This window comes from Empedobacter sp. UBA7494 (assembly GCF_002478465.1).
Classification (GTDB): domain Bacteria; phylum Bacteroidota; class Bacteroidia; order Flavobacteriales; family Weeksellaceae; genus Empedobacter; species Empedobacter falsenii_B.
This window is the reverse complement of sequence record NZ_DLOC01000061.1, coordinates 1-21,322: the sequence shown is the minus strand read 5'-3', so window position 1 is coordinate 21,322 and position 21,322 is coordinate 1. Positions and strand designations below refer to the sequence as shown.

The 21,322-nt window shown below is 30.9% G+C and carries 19 protein-coding genes; 12 read left to right on the top strand and 7 right to left on the bottom strand.

Annotated features, from left to right (window positions below):
- The first annotated feature begins 400 nt into the window (after positions 1-400).
- The 5 genes from B4E95_RS07540 to B4E95_RS07520 all read left to right on the top strand — a co-directional run bounded on the left by B4E95_RS07540 (position 401) and on the right by B4E95_RS07520 (position 4,000).
- Entirely contained in the window at positions 401-2,029 is a 1,629-nt protein-coding gene (locus B4E95_RS07540) for a helix-turn-helix domain-containing protein (protein ID WP_291090972.1), read from the top strand.
- A gap of 133 nt (positions 2,030-2,162) precedes the next feature.
- Positions 2,163-2,918, top strand: a complete 756-nt coding sequence (locus tag B4E95_RS07535; protein ID WP_291063226.1) for a hypothetical protein — start codon at positions 2,163-2,165, stop codon at positions 2,916-2,918.
- Positions 2,915-3,331, top strand: coding sequence for a DUF5675 family protein (locus B4E95_RS07530; RefSeq protein ID WP_306822320.1), 417 nt, complete (start codon positions 2,915-2,917; stop codon positions 3,329-3,331). The genes B4E95_RS07535 and B4E95_RS07530 overlap by 4 nt, the downstream gene beginning before the upstream one ends.
- The gene (locus B4E95_RS07525; RefSeq protein WP_115000470.1) at positions 3,318-3,545 is read left to right on the top strand and encodes a hypothetical protein; all 228 of its coding nucleotides are present in this window, start codon (positions 3,318-3,320) and stop codon (positions 3,543-3,545) included. The genes B4E95_RS07530 and B4E95_RS07525 overlap by 14 nt, the downstream gene beginning before the upstream one ends.
- A gap of 275 nt (positions 3,546-3,820) precedes the next feature.
- Entirely contained in the window at positions 3,821-4,000 is a 180-nt protein-coding gene (locus tag B4E95_RS07520; RefSeq protein WP_286496310.1) for a hypothetical protein, read from the top strand.
- A gap of 70 nt (positions 4,001-4,070) precedes the next feature.
- Here the strand turns inward: B4E95_RS07520 and mnmE are convergent, their stop codons facing one another.
- Positions 4,071-5,468: a tRNA uridine-5-carboxymethylaminomethyl(34) synthesis GTPase MnmE gene (gene mnmE / locus B4E95_RS07515; RefSeq protein ID WP_115000468.1), complete on the bottom strand. Its 1,398-nt coding sequence runs from the start codon at positions 5,466-5,468 to the stop codon at positions 4,071-4,073.
- An 803-nt stretch (positions 5,469-6,271) separates the two neighbouring features.
- On the opposite strand from mnmE, the gene B4E95_RS07510 reads away from it, so the two are divergent.
- Positions 6,272-7,120: an alpha/beta hydrolase family protein gene (locus B4E95_RS07510; RefSeq protein WP_291090970.1), complete on the top strand. Its 849-nt coding sequence runs from the start codon at positions 6,272-6,274 to the stop codon at positions 7,118-7,120.
- Positions 7,121-7,355: 235 nt separating this feature from the next.
- Here B4E95_RS07510 and B4E95_RS07505 read toward each other — a convergent pair whose 3' ends face one another.
- From B4E95_RS07505 to B4E95_RS07490, 4 genes are all read right to left on the bottom strand, one after another.
- The gene (locus tag B4E95_RS07505) at positions 7,356-8,090 is read right to left on the bottom strand and encodes an SIMPL domain-containing protein (RefSeq protein WP_221854681.1); all 735 of its coding nucleotides are present in this window, start codon (positions 8,088-8,090) and stop codon (positions 7,356-7,358) included.
- A 65-nt stretch (positions 8,091-8,155) separates the two neighbouring features.
- A complete protein-coding gene (locus tag B4E95_RS07500; protein ID WP_291090968.1) occupies positions 8,156-8,788 on the bottom strand; it encodes a thiamine diphosphokinase in 633 nt (210 codons plus the stop codon).
- Positions 8,781-9,347 (bottom strand): cob(I)yrinic acid a,c-diamide adenosyltransferase, encoded by a 567-nt coding sequence (locus B4E95_RS07495; protein ID WP_125350685.1) that lies wholly within the window; start codon positions 9,345-9,347, stop codon positions 8,781-8,783. Before B4E95_RS07495 ends, B4E95_RS07500 begins: the two co-directional genes overlap by 8 nt.
- A gap of 37 nt (positions 9,348-9,384) precedes the next feature.
- Positions 9,385-10,602 carry an MDR family MFS transporter gene (locus B4E95_RS07490; RefSeq protein WP_291090966.1) on the bottom strand — a complete coding sequence of 406 codons (1,218 nt, stop codon included), beginning with the start codon at positions 10,600-10,602 and terminating at the stop codon, positions 9,385-9,387.
- A gap of 123 nt (positions 10,603-10,725) precedes the next feature.
- Between B4E95_RS07490 and B4E95_RS07485 the strand changes: the two genes are divergently transcribed.
- From B4E95_RS07485 to B4E95_RS07470, 4 genes are all read left to right on the top strand, one after another.
- Positions 10,726-11,574 (top strand): DUF6929 family protein, encoded by an 849-nt coding sequence (locus tag B4E95_RS07485; protein ID WP_286495508.1) that lies wholly within the window; start codon positions 10,726-10,728, stop codon positions 11,572-11,574.
- Between the two features lie 121 nt (positions 11,575-11,695).
- Positions 11,696-14,611, top strand: coding sequence for a protein translocase subunit SecD (gene secD, locus B4E95_RS07480; protein WP_286495507.1), 2,916 nt, complete (start codon positions 11,696-11,698; stop codon positions 14,609-14,611).
- 92 nt (positions 14,612-14,703) lie between these two features.
- Complete coding sequence (locus tag B4E95_RS07475) at positions 14,704-15,258, top strand: twin-arginine translocase TatA/TatE family subunit (RefSeq protein ID WP_291090963.1); 555 nt, start codon at positions 14,704-14,706, stop codon at positions 15,256-15,258.
- The gene (locus B4E95_RS07470) at positions 15,258-15,833 is read left to right on the top strand and encodes a phosphatase PAP2 family protein (protein WP_291090961.1); all 576 of its coding nucleotides are present in this window, start codon (positions 15,258-15,260) and stop codon (positions 15,831-15,833) included. Before B4E95_RS07475 ends, B4E95_RS07470 begins: the two co-directional genes overlap by 1 nt.
- Positions 15,834-16,119: 286 nt before the next feature.
- Here B4E95_RS07470 and B4E95_RS07465 read toward each other — a convergent pair whose 3' ends face one another.
- The gene (locus B4E95_RS07465; RefSeq protein WP_291090959.1) at positions 16,120-17,268 is read right to left on the bottom strand and encodes an AI-2E family transporter; all 1,149 of its coding nucleotides are present in this window, start codon (positions 17,266-17,268) and stop codon (positions 16,120-16,122) included.
- A 145-nt stretch (positions 17,269-17,413) separates the two neighbouring features.
- Positions 17,414-19,582 (bottom strand): S46 family peptidase, encoded by a 2,169-nt coding sequence (locus B4E95_RS07460; protein WP_291090957.1) that lies wholly within the window; start codon positions 19,580-19,582, stop codon positions 17,414-17,416.
- Positions 19,583-19,728: 146 nt separating this feature from the next.
- Here B4E95_RS07460 and B4E95_RS07455 point away from each other — a divergent pair, with 146 nt between their 5' ends.
- Complete coding sequence (locus B4E95_RS07455; protein ID WP_291090955.1) at positions 19,729-20,493, top strand: hypothetical protein; 765 nt, start codon at positions 19,729-19,731, stop codon at positions 20,491-20,493.
- A gap of 42 nt (positions 20,494-20,535) precedes the next feature.
- A complete protein-coding gene (gene lipB, locus B4E95_RS07450) occupies positions 20,536-21,249 on the top strand; it encodes a lipoyl(octanoyl) transferase LipB (protein ID WP_291090953.1) in 714 nt (237 codons plus the stop codon).
- The last annotated feature ends 73 nt before the right edge of the window (positions 21,250-21,322 follow it).

Here is a 21,322-nt window from a genome sequence, read left to right as displayed (position 1 = left end):
CACATTACCACATTACCACATACTCCCAACATCAAGGCAAGATGAAGGCAAGATGAAGGCAACATAGTGGCAGTAGAGTGGCAATAAAGTTGAGGTAATAAAAAAGAGAAGTAAAACTTCTCTTTTTTATTCATCATTTAAGTTTCTTTGAAGTAATCGATTAGACTTATTTGTTCAAAGACATTCAAAACTAGAGATATTTATAGAACAACAAAGATTACAACAAGTACATTTTATAAAAAGAATGTATAATTTATAAATTATACACTTTTAAACGATTAAGTACTTAATAAACGATTTACGATATAAAATAAAGTATTTTAGTAGTAATCAATAGATCTATACCATGAAAAGAGTTCTAGTGTACACATACATACTCTTTCTACTTCACCTTTTAATAATGGCTAATCAAGTTGATTCCTTAGCCTCAAAAGATAATGCCTATCTAATAGAAAAATTGGATGCATTAATAGATGAAAAGCATCATCCAAATGCGATGATCTATGTGCAAGCGTATATAAGAAATGCTAAAAAAGAAAAGGATAAGCTAAATTTATTTTATGCTTATAAAGAAGGAATCTTTTTTTCAAGTCATTTAAATACTCAAATAGAATATGCAGATAGTGCGATAATTACTGCCCGGAAATTAAAAAACAAAGATTTAATAGCAACAGCTTTATTATCAAAAGGGCTAGCCTATTACAAAGCAAAAGATTATAGAGAGGCGTTACAAAATTATTTATATGCAGATCAGGAGTTAAAATATTCAAAAGACCAATATTTATTACATAAAGTAACATTTAATATGGCAATGATAAAAATCAAATTAAATCAATGTAACCAAGCAGAAGAATTGTTGCTGAAATGTAAAAACTTTTTTCAATCAAAACCAGAGAACAAAGATTACCAAGCCTATTTATTAAATACAATATATCAATTAGCATCTCTCCATCAAGAAGTTGGTAACAAAGCAAAAGCGAAAGAATTGAATCAATTAGGATTAAATAAAAGCAAACTTGAAAATAACGAATTTTTCCATAGATACTTTACGATAAATAAAGCAATTGATGAGTTTTTAAATGATCAATTTGTGACGTCTATTCAATTATTATCAACTAAAGAAGATATTTTAATAAAAACGAATGATTTTAATACACTAACCAAAATTTATTACTACAAAGCAAAGGCATTTGATAAATTGAATAATCAACAACATAAAATAATATATTTTAACAAAATAGATAGTATTTTCAATGAATACAACTTCTTAGAAATTAAATATAGACCGATATACGAAAACATTTTAGAGGAAACATTGGTAGCTTCTGATACGAACAGACAACTATATGTAATCAATCAATTATTAAAAATGGATGAGTTAAATTATAAGCTAGATGCAGAAATGAGTCAAGTTGTATACAAAGAATATGACACAGTGCAATTGCTCAAATTAAAGGAAAAAATATTGAATAAGTCTCAAAAATTATATTACGTATTGGCAGCGTGTTTTACTGGAATAATAGTATTGATCGTAGGAATTGTAAAAACTAGAAATAAAAATAAACATTTAATCGAAAAGTACAATCTGTTTATTGAAGAATCTGCTCAATCAAGTTACACAGAACGGAGAATATCGATTAAAGATGAAGAGGATTTGAATAAAGAAGCATTTGAAAGTTTACTATTAAAATTTGAAGAATTTGAGCGGGACAGAGAATTTTTAAACCCTAATATAACAGTAGTAAGTTTGGCAAAATCATTTTCAACAAACACCACTTATTTATCAAAATGTGTCAATCAGTACAAAGGAATTAATTTTCCTTCTTACATCAATCGGTTGAGAATAAAATTTATTACTGATTTATTACAAGAACAACCACAATACCTTAATTATAGTGTAGGGGCATTAGGAGAAATAGCAGGTTATATGAATCCAAGACAATTTTCAAATGTTTTTTACAGTGAAACGGGCTTGCGTCCCTTAGATTTTATAAAAATTCAAAAACAAAAAAATAAAGAAAGTATATAATGGTTTATTAGTGTAATTTATTGACATACAAGGGCTAAAAAAGACTTAGCTATTGCTTTAAACAGATCGCTATTGCAACTTTACAAAATCATTGCGCAATGGAGATCAATGTTTAATTTAAAATTATAAAAAAATGGCGAAGCAAAAAGGCTTTTTAAAACTTAGAGGTTCAATCGGAGATTTAAACTTCTACAAATCAAAAGATGGTTATATGGTGAGAGAAAAAAGTTCTATAGACCGTAATACCATAATGAGTGATCCGCGATTTCAGCGTACCAGAGAAAATATGCAAGAATTTAAGAATGCAGGTACTGCTGGAAAAACATTACGAAACGCATTCAATGCGATCATAAAAAATGCAAAAGACAGCAAATTATCAAGTCGTCTCACAAAAGTAATGCATGGTATCCTAAAAGAAGATACTACAAATGCTCGTGGACAAAGAAATGTACACAAAGGAAATCAATTACTGATGAAAGGCTTTGATTTTAATGCAGGGGCATCATGGTTAAAAACGGTCTTAATTCCTGTACAAGTAGATATAGAACGTACTTCTGGTGAAACAAAATTTACATTAGAAGCATACAAACCCTTAGATGTGATAATAGCACCACAAGGAGCTACCAATTACCGATTTGTAGCAGCTTCTACAGAGATAGATTTTGAGAAAAACGAATACATTACAAAAACATCGTATACAGATTATTATCCTTATGATGAGGTTGAAGTGAATGATGTAGAATTGTTGAACAATCTTTCTCCAAATTCAGAGCATACAATCGCTTTAGCAATTGGAATCGAATTCTACCAAGAGGTGAATACCGTTTTGTATCCATTAAAAAATGGAAGTTTTAATGCAGCACATTTAATCGAAATCAATTTACCATGATGACAATTGTAGTAGAACGAATGTATTATCCGAATGGTACAAATGGTAGCTTATTCATCAACGATAAGTTTATTTGTTATACGATCGAGTTACCATGGAAGGAGAACGAACCCCGCAATTCATGTATACCAGAAGGATGTTATGCAATCCAAAAGAGAAGCTCACCAAAATTTGGTCAACATTTTCTGATTACAAATGTACCCAATCGTTCATTGATTTTGATTCATCCTGCCAATCATGCAAAAACTGAATTACAAGGATGTATAGCTCCAGTAACCATATTAACAGGTGAAGGGAGAGGAGAGTTATCAAGAAAAGCATTTACAAAACTTAAAACTCTAGTAAATGATAAACTTGATCGTGATCAAAAAGTAAGTTTAAGGATTAAAAGTAAACAACATGACAATTATTAATCGCTTTACAGCACCTACACCTAAATTATTCCAACAACTACGAAATATAGGATTAACCTTAGCTGCAATTGGAGGTGTATTAATTGCTGCTCCTATAGCATTACCAGCAACATTAGTGACGATAGGAGGTTATTTGACTGTAGCAGGAGGAGTAATATCAGCTGTCAGTCAATTGACGGTAAACGACAAAAACCAAAGTAATGATGATGAATAATAGTAATACATCGTTAATTGTTGGAACAATAGGAGGAACAATGACAAGTTTGGTAGCGACCATTCAATGGGAACAACTTGTTTATACGATTTGTATGGGAATAGTAGGAGCAATATGCAGTTATGGAACATCATACTTACTGCATAAGAAAAACAACCCTTACGACGAAGACTAAGTGTTTGATTACAAGTAAGATTTGGAAATCTTATTTTATTGATGTAAATTTTAACAACATTCATTTAAGTTTCATTGAGGTAATGCTAATTATTACAGAAATGAAAAATAACGAATTACAAAGAATGGTGATTTATCCGAAAGATGTATCAATTATTACGGGAAAGGGGTATAGGCAAAGTCTACGCTTACTCAATAGAGCAAAGCAGATAATCGGTAAAGAGAAAAAAGACTTCCTAACTTTTGACGAATTTTTGATTGCTTTTAAGATGAAATCGTAAAACCAAAAATGAAAAAGGTTCTCAATTTTATTGAAAACCTTTTTCTATATAACATAATTTTTAATAAGTATTATTTCCCGATGCAAAACTTGCCAAATATCGTCCCTAATATATCTTGATCCACATCTATTTCACCTGTAATATGTCCCAAATATGTTAAAGCTTCACGGATATCCATTGCTAACAAATCCCCAGGAAGTCCCATGTCCATTCCTTGTTTGATCTTTCCAATTTGAGAAAGTGTGTTTTGTAATGCTTCTAAGTGACGAGAGTTCGTAACGATTGTGTCATCCTGATTTGTTCCTTTCAATTTGATTTGATGAATCAGATTTTCTTTCAATGCTTCGATATTATATTGATCTTTAGCTGAAATTTCTAAATGAACAACATCTTTAAACTCTTGTTTGATAGCATCAGAAATAGCTGATTCGTTATTGTTTACATCAATTTTATTGGCAACATTAAACAAGATTTTTCCTCTACGTTGCAAATCATCTAACTGATTCGCAATTTGATTATCAGCAGTTATATTGGCATCATACAAATAGATGATAATAGAAGCATTGTCTATTTTTTCGAATGTTTTTTCAATTCCAATCCGTTCTATCGTATCGCCAGCTTCTCGAATTCCAGCTGTATCAATAAAACGGAACCCAACACCATCAATATAAATGGTTTCTTCTATCGTATCACGAGTTGTTCCTTCGATATCTGAAACAATAGCACGTTCTTCGTTTAATAATGCATTTAATAAAGTAGATTTACCTGCATTTGGTGCACCTACAATTGCGACTGGGACACCATTTTTGATAACATTTCCAAAAGCAAAAGAATCAGCTAAACGTTTTAAGATGGATTGTAATTTATTCAATAAATCATAAAATTGTGTACGATCTGCAAATTCAACATCTTCTTCAGAAAAATCCAATTCTAATTCCATCAAAGCTGCAAAATTGATCATTTGTTCTCTTAAATCTTTGATTTGATTAGAGAATCCTCCACGCATTTGTTTGATAGCAATTTCGTGCGAAGCCTTAGAATCCGAAGAAATAAGATCAGCAACAGCTTCTGCTTGTGTTAAATCCATTTTACCATTCCAAAAGGCTCTGAAAGTATATTCACCTGGATTGGCATTTCGAATGCCTATTTTATTTAAAAGTTCTAAAACTTTTTGCTGAATATAAATCGATCCATGTGTAGAAATCTCAACAACATCTTCACCTGTATATGAATGAGGATTTTTAAATATTGAGAATAATGCTTCGTCAACAATGGTATCTCCATCCATCACATAACCCAAATGTATGGTATGAGAAGAAGCGTCATTCAAAGATTTAGTTGAATTAAATTTTGATTGATAAATCTGAGCAACTTTAGAAATTGATTCTGGTCCAGAAATACGAATAACCGCTATAGCGCCCATTCCATTGGCAGTTGCCAATGCACAAATTGTATCGTTGTTTAGCATTTTACAAAGTTAGAATATATTCATTATAAGTCTCGAAAATATTTATTAAAATGAATCGAATTGGTGTTTAATGAATAAATGTTATGTAATTTATTTTTTAAGACAGTTGTGTTATTTTATTTGCAGACCAATTTATTTATTAAAATTCTAAGACTAGATAAAATAGTAATCAGAAATATAAAAGTAAGATAATTTAACTTACAGCGTTGTTATTTTGTATCCTGATGAATAATGCTTAGGTTGGAATTAACACTGAAACACCAAGAGGTGCGTTAGAAGTGAATGGTGATATGGTTTCTATTCAATTAATTTTTCCTAAAAATTTAGAGGCTGTTGATGAAAGTATTAAGAATTTGTTGCTATCAGATACAAATGAGGTAATAGTTCATGATATGGAAAATACGAAACAGTAACACTTAAAGCTCTTGACAAAATTTGATTATTTTTTTATAAGTTCTTAATGTACAAATAATATGACTTATTATATGGTGAAGATTTAATGTATATTATTTAGAGTGATTAATGATTAGGAAACCAATATAAGAATCATTTTTTTATACTTCATAACCTCTTTAATTTTGTTAAAAATAACTAACTAAATTATGTCTAAAGAAGAATTCATAAAAAATATCAAGTTCCTTTTTTTGAAGGTTGGAAAATAAGTATTGCTGATATCTTAATAATAATGCTACTTTAATTTTAATCACAATTCTTGTAATATGATTGTAAAATAAATTCGTAAAAGAGTACATTTTTTAAGCTTTTCATCAAAAATAGTTAGCTTTATAACTAAATAGAATAAGATGAATCCAAATATAAATATAGAGACAAATATTATTATTGATAATCCTTGTACAAAACCTTTTTTAGCAGACTGTTTTTATCCTGATACTGTAAATATATATCCTCTTCTCATTTTTGCACATGGATATAAAGGATACAAAGATTGGGGAACATTTAATCTAATGGCAGAAGAATTTGCAAAAGCAGGATTTGTTTTCGTGAAGTTTAATTTTTCTCATAATGGAACAACGTTAGATAATCCAACTAATTTTGATGATTTAATGGCTTTTGGAAATAATAATTACACAAAGGAAATGTCTGATTATAATGCTATTATTGACTTTTTTTATAAACATCCAAAAGTTGACTCTACTAAAATTGCAATTATAGGACATAGTAGAGGAGGAGGAAATACAATTTTACAAGCTTACCGAGATAATCGAATAAAAGCATTAATTACTTTAGCAGGTATTGATAATTTTTCTAATCGTTTTCCTAAAAAAGAACGATTAGAAGAATTCAAAAAAAATGGAGTATTTTATGTTGAGAATTCTCGCACAAAACAACAAATGCCACATTATTATCAATTTTATGAAGATTTCATACAACATGAGAAAGAACTAAATATTCAGTTTGCAGCTCAACATTTAAAGAAACCATATTTAATTATTCATGGGACAAATGACGAAGCTGTAAAACCTAATACTGCAGATTTACTACATGAATGGAGTAAAAATTCAGAGATATTTTTGATAAATGAAGCAAACCACACTTTTGGAGGAAAAGAACCTTGGACTAACCAACAATTGCCAGAAAAATTGACTATTGCAATAAAAAAATCAATCGATTTTTTGAAAGAAAATCTATAAAGTAAGGTTTTAACAAATTTCAGCATTTTGTGGCATAGTTTTAGAAAAGACTATAATAAATTGGAATTATAATGTCATCAAAGAAAAATTATGCTACAAAAAGAGGTTTTGGAATTGGTAATTTTAGAATTAAAATTGTAGATGTACTTATTGTAATATCCGCTTTGATATTACTTGCAGTAGTATTTAAATAGACAAAAAAGCTTCTTTATATTAAGAAGCTTTTTTATTTATTTTAATTTGAATTATAACTTGCTCTCACTGTAATTTGAGCTGTCTTCTGACGTGATGTTGTATTAAATGATCCACCAGCAGAATACTCTTCATTATCATTTTTACCTGTAATCTGAAAAATACCCAAATCGGCTTGTTTCAATTTTCCTAAACTAGTGCCAGATTTTGTTGCAATATTTTCAGCGCGTTGTTTTGCATTTTCAGAAGCTTGTGCAATCAATTCAAGTTTTAAATCTTCTAATTTCGAGTAATAATAATTTGGATTAGATGAACTCAATTCGATGCCTTGGCTAATTAAAGTTGATATTTCCCGCGAAGCTTTCTCTATTTTATCCAATTCTTTCGACTCGATTGTCGCATCTTGCGAAAGATTATAACCTGTAAATTGACTTATCGAATTTCCGTTTGCATCTGTTCCGTACTGAAAATCTTTTGAAATATTTACCGCTTCAAAAACAATTTCTTTTGGATTGATTCCTTGCGAAATCAAAAAGTTTTTGACAACCGTTTGATCAGCTTTTAATTGATCCGAAGCAATGCGCAAATCATAATCTTTGCGACTAAAAGTTGCACGCCATTTGACTAAATCAGCATTAAAATCTTTCAAAGCATTTCCAGTAACATTGATCGATTCAGAATTTCTGAATTTATATTTGTAGGCGTTTCCTAATATACATGTTGCAGCAATTAACCCAACGGCTAAAATAGATGCTACAATAACTGAAAATTTATTCATAGTAATTTGGTTTTCAGTAAATGTACAAAAAATATTAAAGATGTATTTCACTAAAAATAGTGAAATTAAGCAATCAAAATAGGAAATTCTTGATCGATGATAAAGATGATTAAATTACCTTCTGAATAATCAATTGTAACCACATCTTCATTGGCTTTGTTGCGAGTTCCTATACGAGAAAGTAAATTTAAATCTTCATTATTCAATGGATATTCCAAGCCTTTTGTGACAATGTTTTTACATTCAGGAAAGGGGAGAAGCGAAATTGTTCGTCCAAAATAGCCTTCTAATTTTGTTTGTTTTTCTGCGAAAAAATATTGACTATAATTATCGTAAAATAAAATATTGATTTGATCTTTGAAACGATAAGCCGCATTCAAATTTCCAATAAAATGATCTTGTTGACGACCACTTGCTCCAAAAACATCAACATGTTCAAAACCTTTATCCAAAATGATTTGTAAGGCTTTTGCAAAATCTGTGTCATTTTGATCTGGAGTAGAAATAACTTCTGTTTCAGGTGGAAACTGACTGATTTCAAAAGAATCAAAATCGCCCGAAATAACATCGGGCGTTATATGTAATTTTTGTAAATAACGAAATGCACCATCTGTACAAAAAATCATATCATAATTTGATGTATCAGGCAGAATAGTTGGAACTTCGCCATTCAAAAATAAAAGCGCTTTTTTATTCACCTGGAATCCATTTTACTTCTTCGTGATTATTGTCTGTGGCAATTTTTCGCCCTAAAACGAACAGATAATCAGAAAGACGATTCAAGTATTTTTGTAATTCTGGACGGATTTCTTCTTCTTCAGCTAAACCAACTGTCAAACGTTCTGCACGACGACAAATACAACGCGCAACATGTGCATGAGAAGCTGCTTGATTTCCACCTGGAAGAATAAAATGTGTCAATTGTTCTAATTGTCCTTCCAAATCATCAATCCATTCTTCCAATTGAACAATATCTTCTTCAGTAACGGTTTTCGGAATACGAGGTTTACCATTTGCCAAGTATAATTTATCGACTGGTGTAGCTAATTCAGCACCAAGATTGAATAAACCTTTTTGGATGATGATAATTTCTTCCTCTAATGCTGGATCAATTTCATATGAACGAATTAATCCTAAATAAGAATTTAATTCGTCAACCGTTCCGTAAGAATCAATCTTTAAACTATTTTTAGAGACACGTGTTCCTCCATATAAACCTGTTGTTCCTTTGTCTCCTGTTTTTGTATATACTTTCATGTGATTTCAACTTATAATTATCGAAGATAAGAAAATCTTAAATATTTTTTGGTAAAAGTGGTTTAGTAAAAAAGTGATATCCGATAGCTACGATAACTAAAATAACTGTGGTGATTATCCAAAGTATATTAAAACCATAATCGGTAGCAATGTGAGTTCCTAAAAATGGCGAAACAATAAAGGCAATTGCAGCTGTCATTCCGTTCAATCCCATATAAGCTCCTCGGTTATTTTTTTGCGAACGAAAAGCTGTTACCGTTGACATCAAAGGTAAAACAAGCATTTCTCCAATAGACATTAGTCCAATTGCTAAATATAACATACCTAATGTGTGACTAAATGTGAAGATAAAATAACTAATTGCTGTGACAAATGAACCAAAAACTAAAAGTTGAGTAACTGAAAATCGTTTTTCGGTGTAATGGATCAATAACATTTCGAATACAACAATGATTATTCCACTGAATCCCATTAATAATCCAATTTCTGTTTGTGTTAAATGAACTACATCTTTGTAAAATAATGGAAGTGTATTTAGGATTTGGAAAAATGCAATAGAGAATAATACACAAAATAAATTGAATACTAAGAAAGGTGTATCAGTGTATGCATTACGTTCTTTTTCGACAACTGTTTTATCAGAAATATTTTCTGTAGCAGCATTTCGTTCTTTTCGTCCATTGAAAAAGACAAAGAATACAATTCCAGCAACCAAGGCAGCTCCTGCATTGCAATAGAATAATAAATCGTACGAATAATTAGATAAAAAACCTCCCATTGATGGACCAATTGAGAAACCTAAATTAACCGCCATTCTATTCAACGAAAAAGCACGAGTGATATTTTCTTTCTTAGCATAACGCGTGATGGCAACTGAATTTGCAGGACGAAACATTTCGCTAATAATACTCAAAACAAGCATAATAACAGCAAAAGATTCTACCGTTTTAAAATAAGGTAAAATCAAAAACATCGGAGCACTCAGAAATAAACTGATGGCTTGTACTTTAAAGTTTCCGATTTTATCTGTTATCCAACCTCCAAGCCAAGAACCAATTACAGAGCCAACTCCAAAACAACTCAAAACTATTCCCGAGTTTTCTAAAGAAAATCCTAATTCGGAGATCATATAAATTCCTAAAAATGGTAAAACCATCGAACCCATTCGGTTCAACAACATTACGATGGCTAACATCCAAGATTCTTTCGAAAGTCCGGTGTAGGCGTCAATGTAAATTTTTAGAATTTTTTTCATCTCTCAATTTTCTTTTAAGTGCTACAAAGTTAAATTCTTTTTTTACAAAAAAATGGTTATTTATCAAGGTTTCTGTTATTCTTTGATTACTTTTGAAACCTCTTAAAAATAAATCTTACATCTATGTTGTTTTACAATTTCATTCTTAAGGTTTTAATTGTCATAAATGGGCTTGGAGCTGCGTCTGGATTAGTCGTTGATAAACACCATGTTTACACGATTTCCGATGATAAAGCACATTTGTACGTTTACAATAAAAAGAAAAAAGAAGTGGATAAAGTTGATTTGAATCCAGAAGTAAAATCAAAACATATCACCAAAAAAGATAAACCAGATTTTGAAGCGATTACAAAGTTTGACAATCATTTGTATATTCTTGGTTCGGGTTCTAAGGAAAATCGTTTCGATTTGATTTCATATAACATCAAAACTAAAGAGGTACAAAACGATAATTATAGTTTTCTTTTGGATGAATTTTTAAAAGTTTCGAATTTATCTAAAAAAGATTTTAACATCGAAGGAATTATTACAGATGGACATTGTACATATTTTTTCAACAGAGGAAATGGTCCTGCTGGTGTAAATGGAATTTATAGAGTGGGAGGTAAGATAAATGATTTGAGAGGGAAAACAATTGATTTTTTTCCAATTACTTTGCCTAAAATTCATAATGAAACCACTACTTTTTCTGATGCTATTTTGGTCGATGGAAAAGTTTTGTTTACAGCAACAGTAGAATCTAAAAGTACAATTCAGTTTAATGGAGAAATAAAAGGTTCTATTATTGGTGAGTTAGATTTAGCTACAATGGAGGTTACACGTTGGCAAAAAATTTCGGATGATAAGAAAATCGAAGGTTTAGCGTTGTATAAAGAATCTGGAAAGAATTATACCTTGTATTTGTGCGAAGATAATGATGATGACTCTAATAAAGCGTCAATTTATATCTACAAATATCAAAAGGAAATCTAATTTTTTGAATAAAGAATTTCGAAATACGGACATCGATTTTCGATTTATTCTTAAAAAATTGTGAAAGTATTTTCAAGACTATTATATTTGTCCGTCAAAATTTATTTATCAATTAAACATTATGCGAGGAAGATGGCTCATTGCAGCATTTGCAATTATTTTAAGTCTCTTGTGTATCAGACAACTAAGTTATACTTGGTACACAACTAAAGTGGAGCATGAGGCGGCGCGCTTGGCGAGTAAGCCAGAAGACGAACCAAGAATTTTAGATAGCTTGGCTCAGCATCCTCTTGATTTGGGAATTATTAAGTACGATTATGGGTATGCCAAAAACAATGAAATCAATTTAGGATTAGATTTGAAAGGTGGTATCAACGTAATCTTACAAGTTTCTGAAAGAGATTTAATCGAGAATTTATCAGCGAAAAGTCAAAACCCAATGTTGGCAACGGCTTTGGATGCTACAGATAAAGCTCAAAAAACAAACGGTAACGTACCTTATGTCGAATTATTTTTTCAAGAGTTTGATAAAATAAAAGGAGGAACAAAATACGCAGCTGCAGATTTGTTTGGAAACAAAAATAATGCGGATAAAATTGCGTACAATGCTTCTGACGATCAGGTAAAAGAAGTAATCCGTAAAGATATCGAAGCTAAAGTTGCAACAGCTTATGATGTAATTAGCTCTCGTATTAATCAATTTGGTGTTGTTGAGCCAGTAATTCAACGTTTAGGTGATAAAGGTGATGGACGTATCTTGGTAGAATTACCAGGTGTTTCTGACACTGACCGTGTAAAAAAATTATTACAATCTACAGCAAAATTAGAGTTTTGGCAAGTTGTTCGTCAAGATCCTACAGTTTTACAATATTTTTCTAGCGTTAATACAGAGAAATATAATGTAAAAAATGAGAAAGGACAAACAATCAAAACTTTAGCAGAAGTTATGCAACCAGCTGGTTCTAACGCAAGTTTTGTTGTGAATGTAAAAGATACTGCTGTTGTAAATCGTGTGATGCAAGACAAAGGTTTTGTACCTGGATTACCAGCAAACATTAGAGGATACAAATACTCTTGGGCGAATAAGCCAATGAATTTAGGTAAACAAGCGAATGATAAATCTGCTCCTAAATTATTAGAGTTTTATGTCTTAAAAGGTAAAAATGGAACGCAAGAACCATTAATCGAAGGAGATAAAGTAGTTTCTGCTGCTGGTGAACGTAATCCTGGTTCTCTTACAAATGAGCCTGTTGTTACAATGCAAATGAATCAAGTTGGAGCACAAGAGTGGTCTCGTATTACAGACGAGTTGAAACCTGCAGGTCCTGGACAACCAGGTCAAGGTGTTGCAATTGTATTAGACAATATGGTGTATTCTGCGCCAAACATCAGTAATCAAATTACAGGAGGTAACTCAGTTATTTCTGGAAACTTTACAATTGACGAAGCAAAAGATTTAGCAAACATTTTACAAGCAGGTTCTTTACCAGCTTCATCTAAAATCGTTTCTGCTGAGGTTGTTGGTCCATCATTAGGACAAGAAGCAATCAACAGTTCGTTAATCGCTTTTGGTTGTGCATTTGCATTAGTATTAATCTGGATGTTGTTCTACTACAGCCGTGCAGGTATTTATGCTAACGTTGCATTAATCGTTAACTTATTATTCTTATTAGGATTTTTAGTATCACTTAAAGCTACATTATCTTTACCAGGTATTGCCGGGATTATCTTGACATTGGTAACAGGAATGGATGCGAATATCTTGATTTACGAACGTGTAAAAGAAGAATTAAGAAAAGGAAAATCATTACGTCAAGCAGTAGATTTCGCTTATTCATGGAAAGGTGCTTTCTCTGCAATTATCGATGCCAACTCAACATCATTTATCACAGCATTAATTTTATTCTTCTTTGGTAAAGGTCCTGTTGTAGGTTTCGCAACAACGTTTATGATTGGTATTTTTACATCAACATTTACAGCGATTTTCATTACACGCTACTTTGTAGAAGGACGTTTAGCAAAAGGAAAATCTGTTCCTTTCTATACATCATTTACAGCACACTGGTTACAAAATATTAAAGTTGATTTATTAAAAACAAGAAAAATCTCTTATGCGATTTCAATTGTTTTAACAGTAGTTGCTTTAATTTCTATCTTCACAAAAGGATTTGACATGGGTATCGAATTCCAAGGTGGACGTACATATACAGTTCGTTTTGATAAACACGTAGATCCACAACAAATTTCTGAAAGTTTGGGTGATGTTTTCGTGTTAGATGGTGAAAAAATGATGCCACAGGTAAAAACGTATGGTGGTCAAAATCAAGTAAAAATTACAACAGCATACAAAGCGGATGAAGACGGAACAAATGTAGATGACGAGATCAAAGACAAATTATATATAGGTCTTAAATCTTATTTACCAGCGAATATGTCTGAAAAAGATTTCTCTGAAGATAATGCTACAATTGGTTTAATGTCTTCTGCAAAAGTAGGTCCTACAATTGCCGATGATACAACAAGAGCTTCTTATATAGCGGTTTCTTTAGCATTAGTTGCAATTTTCTTCTACTTAATCGTGATGTTCAAACGTTGGCAATTCTCATTATCAACTATCATCGCATTAGCGCATGACGTGATTATTGTATTAGGAGTTTTCTCTTTATTCAAAGGAATTTTACCTTTCAATATGGAGATCGACCAAGCGTTTATCGCGGCGATTTTGACGGTAATTGGTTATTCGATGAATGACTCGATTATTATCTTGGATCGTATTCGTGAGAATTTAACAGTTGAGAAAAAACACAACTTGTACGATATTATTAATATTTCTACATCAGAAACATTATCACGTACAATCAATACGTCTTTATCAACGTTCTTAATCGTATTAATCATCTTTGCATTTGGTGGAGAATCAATCAAAGGATTTATGTTTGCGAAATTAATCGGTATCGTAATTGGTACATTCTCGTCTATTTTCGTTGCATCTCCTTTATTGTATGACTTTACTAAAAAAGGTCAAATGAATAAATAAGATTCAAATTTTAAATAAATTTTAAGAAAGCCATCAAAGAAATTTGATGGCTTTTTTTCTTCTACTAAATTTAGATTTTATACATTTGTTTAGTGAATAGTTTAGTAATATACCCAGCGTTTTTAGACTTCCAGGAAGTCGTGATTATTATGGTGGTTGCTGTAGTGATTTTTGGACCAGATAAAATTCCAGAAATTGCTCGTGGTTTGGGAACTGCTGTGCGCAAATTAAAAGAAGCATCTGAAGATATCAAGCAAGAGATTATGAATCCTGTTCAGGATGTTGATCCTACAAAAGAGATTCAGAATACCATAAAAGAGTTAAATCCAATGAATGAAGTCAAAGATTCTTTTGCGAAAATTAATCCAATGGAAGACTTTCAGAAATCATTTGATGAAGTTCGTAATCCAGTAGATGAAATGTATCAAGCAATTCATCAAGACAATACAGTAAATGCAGCGTTGAAAGATGATGCTCCAACTATGAAAGCTGTAGATCCTGTACAAGATTTGGAATTGGATGTGCAAGAAACAACAGAACCCGTTGTAGAAAATGTGGTTGAGCCAATTGTGGAAGAACCAGCGGTTGTTGTGGAACCAAAATCTGTAGACGAAGCATTAGGTTTAGGCGGATCAGTAAGTAGATAATGATACAAGATTATTTTGATTGGGACGTACAAATATTTTTGTATTTCAATAATTTAGGGAGCGAAAAATGGGATTGGTTTTGGTTATTAGTTACCGATAAAAAAACATGGATTCCGTTGTATGTCATCTTTCTCATCTTACTTTATGTAAAACTTGGTTGGAAAAAAACCTTGTTAGCTGGAGTTTGTATAGCACTGATGATAACATGTGCAGATCAATTTACAAATATCCTGAAAAATTCTTTTCAACGTTTTCGTCCATGTTACACCGAATCGATTCAAGGATTATTTCGCCCGATAGATTGTGAGGGTAGAGGTAAATATGGTTTTACTTCGGCACATGCATCTAATCATATGGCGATTGCAATTTTTATTGGAATACTGCTAAGACGCTATTACAAATGGTTATTGTATGTCTTAATTGTTTGGGCGTTAATGGTTGCTTACAGTAGAGTTTATGTTGGAGTACATTTTACGGGAGATATATTTTTCGGAACACTAATCGGAATATTTTTCTCGATTCTTTTCTTGAAATTGTATTATTTCTTAGAAAAAAAATATTTGATTAAGAATTAAATGTATATTAATACAGAGATTTGTTCATTTTTAATATTTGTAATTTGTTTGTATTTTGGACTAAAATCATACAAAAAATTAGATGGAACAAATAGAAGCAAAGCTGAAAACTCAGCTACTTTATTTGGACTTGCATTTATATTCTTAGTAATATTTTTATTAGAAATATTTGATGTAATTAAAATTGATTAAATAAAATATATAAAAAAGTCTATAACAATTCGTTATAGACTTTTTCATTTTATACTGTTTATAATTTTATTAATTATGTAAAACAGATAGTGTGTTAATCAATTTGTTCGTCCTGTTTCTTAGCTTTTTTCTTCAGACGTTTCGCTTTCTTTTTGGCTAAAAATGTATTTAAATCATCATCAATTTCTGTTGAATCTTCATCACCCAAAAGATAACCCCAAGGTTTTAATTCAGTCACATTATCAAAAACAATTTTCATCAATGCAAGTATTGGAATTGATAAAAGCATGCCCATAATTCCCCACGTCATTTCTCCAATTACTAATCCAATAATCACAATCAAAGAATTGATTTTTACTTTAGAACCTACAATTTTTGGCATCACTACATTTCCATCAATTGCATGAATTGCAATAAATGCAATTATAACAAAGAACAATTTTGAAGCTGACATTGTAGCAAATGTGATTATTAGCGTTATAATTAACGAAATAACAATTCCTACATATGGAACTACATTTAGAACACCAGTTAAAATAGCTAAAACAAATTTGTATTTAAGTCCAAGAATAGAAAATGCAATAAAGGATAAAATTGATACGACTAACATTTGTAAAAACAAGCCAATCAAATATTGTTTGACCATTTTTTGAATAGATGTAATGACATTATAAACCTGGTCGTGTGTATTTGAATTGAATGCGTAATATAAGAATTTTACCAAATGACGACGATAAATCAACAAGAAAACAATGTATAAAAAGGTGAACAAAACTGTAACAGCCATCGATGAAACAATCGAAATTACTTTTTCGATTACAATTGTACTCGTTTCGATAGTGGTTTTGACATTCTTTGTCAAATATTCCATTTGCGCATGCGAATTAATACCAAATGTATGATGAATCCAATCTTGTAAATTCATAAAAGCTTCTATGATTTGTTTCTGAAATGTAGGCCATTCATTTGCTATTTCCGCCATTTGTATAGCAATCAAATAGAAAATTCCTAAGATAAATGCAGCGAAAAGCAAGGTGGTAATGATACTCGAAATAGCACGCGGAATGCGTAAATATCTTTCAAAAAATGCACAAACAGGTGCTAATAATATTGAAATTAAGAAGCCTAATATTAATGGAACTAAAATTCCTTTACCTATTATTGAAATAAATGTTAAACAAATGATTGACAATAAAGTGCAAGTTAGTTTTAAATAAAAAGGCCATTTTCTTATGACTTCCATAATTATGAGTGTTTTATTTTGACAATTTTTTAGATAAGTTGTATAAATATAGTTTTATTTCTTAAGATTTTATTTGAATCTTACGTATATTTCAATAAAAAAACCACGTTATAAAAACGTGGTTTTCAGAATATAGTGAAAAATATTATTTTTTCTTTGCATTTTTGTTTTCGTCAACGATGGTCATTTCATCAATCAAACGTTGCGCATTAGCATACTTGTCAACTACCCACAAAATGTAACGAGAGTCCACCATAATATTACGACAAATCTCTGGATCATAATTTAAATCTGACATTGTTCCTTCCCAAACACGGTCAAAATTCAATCCGATTAATTCTCCTTTTGCATTCAATGCTGGAGAACCAGAATTACCACCAGTTGTATGGTTTGTTGCAATAAAGTTTACAGGCAATTTACCATTTTTATCCGCGTATTTTCCGTAATCTTTTTTGTCATATAAACTTAACATTTGTTTTGGTAAATCATACTCATAATCACCTGGAATATATTTTTCCATTACACCTTCCATGTGCGTTACAGGTTCGTAATAAACCGCATCGCGAGGTTGGTAACCATCAACTTTTCCGTAAGTTACACGTAAAGTTGAATTTGCATCTGGGAAGATTTTCTTGTCTGTAAATACATCCATTTGCGCTTTCATATATGTACGCATCAACTTGTTGATTTTATCTTGATTCGCTAAATATGTAGGCGTTACTTTCGTTTGATTTGCATCTAAAATTAAACGAATTTGAGCAATTAAAGCATCTTCTTTTAAGGCTTTGATAAACTCAGCATCATTTTCAGCCAAAGTTTTGATATTTCCTAAAACAGATTGACCATTAATTTTTTTCGTTCCGTTGATTACCGAATTTCCTAAAGCTGTTTTGATATTTGCAGCTGTTGTAGTTGGTAATAAATTTTGAGGAACAACTTTGAAATAATTATCTGCTAAATCAGAAGAAATTGTTTTATCCAATTCTGGATTATAATCCTTGTGCATAGACGCAACTGTATTCAACGCTTTAGCTTTTGTTTCTGCGTAATTTTTTTGTCCAACCGAATTCAAAATATTGTTCAATGTTAACGCCATTCTGAATGTTTCTGAATTTGAGAAAAATGTTTCAGAATACATTGTGTACGCTAAATTATAATCTTGATTTGCTTTATTAACTTGATTTAATTCTGAAATAATATTCGAATATTCACCTTTTAATTTAGGATTTTTTGCAATACGATTCATAAATTCTTGCTCGTATTGTTGACGTTTTTCTACAGCTTTCGAACGGTTTAATCCTAAAACTTCACCAATCCATTTTTTATGTGCATTCGAAATACGCGCTTGTTTAGATGCATAAGCGATACGAGTTGCATCGTCTTCACGCATTTTTTTATCGATATGAGATAACGCAATTGTACGCACATTGATACGCGCAGGATCAATTACATCTTTTATTTGCTGGATAGAAGAAGCTGGTAAATATTCGTCCGTCGTACCTGGGAAACCATATACAAACGTGAAATCATTCTCGCTAATTCCCGAAATATTAATAGGTAAGAAATGTTTTGGTTTGTACGGAACATTGTTTGGTGAATAATGTGCAGGTTTGTTGTTTTTATCTGCATAAATTCTAAACATCGAGAAATCTCCTGTATGACGTGGCCAAACCCAGTTGTCTGTATCATTTCCATATTTTCCAATTGCAGAAGGTGGCGCACCAACTAAACGAACATCTTTGTATGTTTCTGTCGTAAATTGGTAATATTTATTTCCTTTGTAAAAAGGTTTGATAAATACTGAACGGTAAGATTCTGTCTTAGTTTTTGCATTAAAATCTTCAATATTTTTCTTGATGATTTTGTTACGATCTTCCTCCGACATATTATCGTTAACGCCAGCTAAAATTGCAGTAGTTACATCTTTAATATCTACAATAAAAGTAGCTGTTAAACCTTCGTTTGGTAATTCGTCTTTCAACTCTTTTGCCCAAAAACCATCTGTTAAATAATCATTTTCTAAAGACGAATGTGCTTGGATTTCTCCATAACCACAGTGATGATTAGTTAATAATAAACCATTTGGAGAAATAACTTCGGATGTACAACCGCCACCAAAGTGAGCAACTGCATTGTTGATACTTTTATCTCCAGTACTGAAAATGTCTTTTGATGAGATTTTCAATCCCATGTCTTTCATTTCCTTTTCATTCAATTCTGTTGGAATCCACATTCCACCACCTTGTTGTGCAAAAACACTAAAGTTTGCAAACAAAGCCATTAAAATAGATCCTTTAACGAATAATTTCTTCATTTTTATTTGATTATTTTGTTTACCGATTTCTTAGAATTCCAAAGATAAAGATTTTTATTCAATCGTTAATGTATGCTCAAAACCATTATTTTTAGTGAGATTATAAAAAATAATTTCGAGTATTTTTACAATCAAAATTTAGCTAAATGAAAAGAATATTAGTAGTTGGTTTAATGGTTTTAGGATTGCAATCGTGTACAATAAAAGAAGAATATGTCATAAAAGAGGATGGGAAAATTGATTATAATTATTCTTTAAATGGCAACGACCTAAAATCATTTATTCAAGATGAGTCAGGTTATAATGCGCTTTTGGATGAAAAAAAACAAGTTGTCGAAGATTTGAAAAAAGGTTTAACAATAGAAACTCTATTCAAAATAATGACAGATGACGAAGATTTTTTGAAAGATAAAAGAAGTAATGCAATCAATTATTTTGAGGAAAATAAGTTAGCATTCGAGAAGTTTAAACACCACAAAGTGTTTGTAGATTTTAATGAGTTAACTTATTCATCAGTATTAATTTCGAAACCAACTTCGATAAATAAGGAAAGTAAAGAATTGAATGATTTTTTGTTTAATTTATTTATCGCGATTGATAATCCGTTTAACACGAATTATTTAAATAATCAGAAAAATATAAACACGAACAGTTTTGAAATTGTATTCAATAAAAATGAATATGAAAAATTAATTAAAAGCCTAACAAGTAAATTTGATAGGAGAATGGAGGATAATATGATGTTCAATAAGATGTTTAATTATCAATTGATCATTCATGCACCAAAAAAAATAGTAAGTAGTACAAATGAAGATGCTAACCTTTCTTTTGATCAAAAAACGATCAAACTAAATTTTACATTTAACGATATTATTTCTGTTAAGAATAAATCAGTCAAAATTACTTATTAAGTTCTTAGTTTCGTAAATTTGACATTCGAAACACATTGTGAAATGAAACAAATTGTCGAATTCCAAGATTTAGGAATTAACAGAGATTACCAAGAGATTTGGGATTATCAAGAAAGTCTTTTAGCAGAAAATATAGCTGTAAAACAATATAATAGAGCGCAAGATAAGGAGGGAAGTTCAGATTTTAAAAATACTAGAAATCATCTACTTTTTGTAGAACATCCGCATGTTTATACACTTGGAAAAAGTGGACATTTAGAAAATATGTTGGCTTCGAGTGATAAATTAAATGAAATAAATGCAACTTTTGTGAAAACGAATCGTGGTGGAGATATTACCTATCATGGACCGCAACAATTAGTTGGTTATCCTATTATTGATTTGGATAATTTCAAGCCAGATATTCATTTGTATATGCGCAATTTGGAAGAAGTGATTATCAAAACTATTGCCGAATATGGACTAAAAGGTGAGCGTTCTCAAGGAGAAACTGGTGTTTGGTTGGATGTTGGTCGACCTTTTGCTCGAAAAATTTGTGCAATGGGTGTTAAGGCTTCACGTTGGGTAACAATGCATGGTTTTGCACTAAATGTGAATACAGATTTGCGTTATTTTGAATACATAGTTCCATGCGGAATTCACGATAAAGCTGTTGCTTCATTGGAAAGAGAACTTGGATATCAGGTAGATATGAACGAAGTGAAAGCGTTTACAAAAAAACATTTTGCAGAAGTTTTTGATGTAGAATTTAAATAAGATAATTCAGAAATATAAAAAAGACAGTGACCAAAAAACTGTGTAAACATAAAATTGTAATCTTCCCTAAAAA

What these genes read in the sequence shown, in the direction of transcription:
- B4E95_RS07520 (WP_286496310.1), top strand. Translation starts at nt 3,821, where the DNA reads ATGAAAAATAACGAATTACAAAGAATGGTGATTTATCCGAAAGATGTA.
- B4E95_RS07495 (WP_125350685.1), bottom strand. Translation starts at nt 9,347, where the DNA reads ATGAAAGTATATACAAAAACAGGAGACAAAGGAACAACAGGTTTATAT.
- B4E95_RS07525 (WP_115000470.1), top strand. Translation starts at nt 3,318, where the DNA reads ATGACAATTATTAATCGCTTTACAGCACCTACACCTAAATTATTCCAA.
- secD (WP_286495507.1), top strand. Translation starts at nt 11,696, where the DNA reads ATGCGAGGAAGATGGCTCATTGCAGCATTTGCAATTATTTTAAGTCTC.
- B4E95_RS07540 (WP_291090972.1), top strand. Translation starts at nt 401, where the DNA reads ATGGCTAATCAAGTTGATTCCTTAGCCTCAAAAGATAATGCCTATCTA.
- B4E95_RS07460 (WP_291090957.1), bottom strand. Translation starts at nt 19,582, where the DNA reads ATGAAGAAATTATTCGTTAAAGGATCTATTTTAATGGCTTTGTTTGCA.
- B4E95_RS07485 (WP_286495508.1), top strand. Translation starts at nt 10,726, where the DNA reads ATGTTGTTTTACAATTTCATTCTTAAGGTTTTAATTGTCATAAATGGG.
- B4E95_RS07530 (WP_306822320.1), top strand. Translation starts at nt 2,915, where the DNA reads ATGATGACAATTGTAGTAGAACGAATGTATTATCCGAATGGTACAAAT.
- B4E95_RS07470 (WP_291090961.1), top strand. Translation starts at nt 15,258, where the DNA reads ATGATACAAGATTATTTTGATTGGGACGTACAAATATTTTTGTATTTC.
- mnmE (WP_115000468.1), bottom strand. Translation starts at nt 5,468, where the DNA reads ATGCTAAACAACGATACAATTTGTGCATTGGCAACTGCCAATGGAATG.
- B4E95_RS07505 (WP_221854681.1), bottom strand. Translation starts at nt 8,090, where the DNA reads ATGAATAAATTTTCAGTTATTGTAGCATCTATTTTAGCCGTTGGGTTA.
- B4E95_RS07535 (WP_291063226.1), top strand. Translation starts at nt 2,163, where the DNA reads ATGGCGAAGCAAAAAGGCTTTTTAAAACTTAGAGGTTCAATCGGAGAT.
- B4E95_RS07510 (WP_291090970.1), top strand. Translation starts at nt 6,272, where the DNA reads ATGAATCCAAATATAAATATAGAGACAAATATTATTATTGATAATCCT.
- B4E95_RS07490 (WP_291090966.1), bottom strand. Translation starts at nt 10,602, where the DNA reads ATGAAAAAAATTCTAAAAATTTACATTGACGCCTACACCGGACTTTCG.
- lipB (WP_291090953.1), top strand. Translation starts at nt 20,536, where the DNA reads ATGAAACAAATTGTCGAATTCCAAGATTTAGGAATTAACAGAGATTAC.
- B4E95_RS07455 (WP_291090955.1), top strand. Translation starts at nt 19,729, where the DNA reads ATGAAAAGAATATTAGTAGTTGGTTTAATGGTTTTAGGATTGCAATCG.
- B4E95_RS07465 (WP_291090959.1), bottom strand. Translation starts at nt 17,268, where the DNA reads ATGGAAGTCATAAGAAAATGGCCTTTTTATTTAAAACTAACTTGCACT.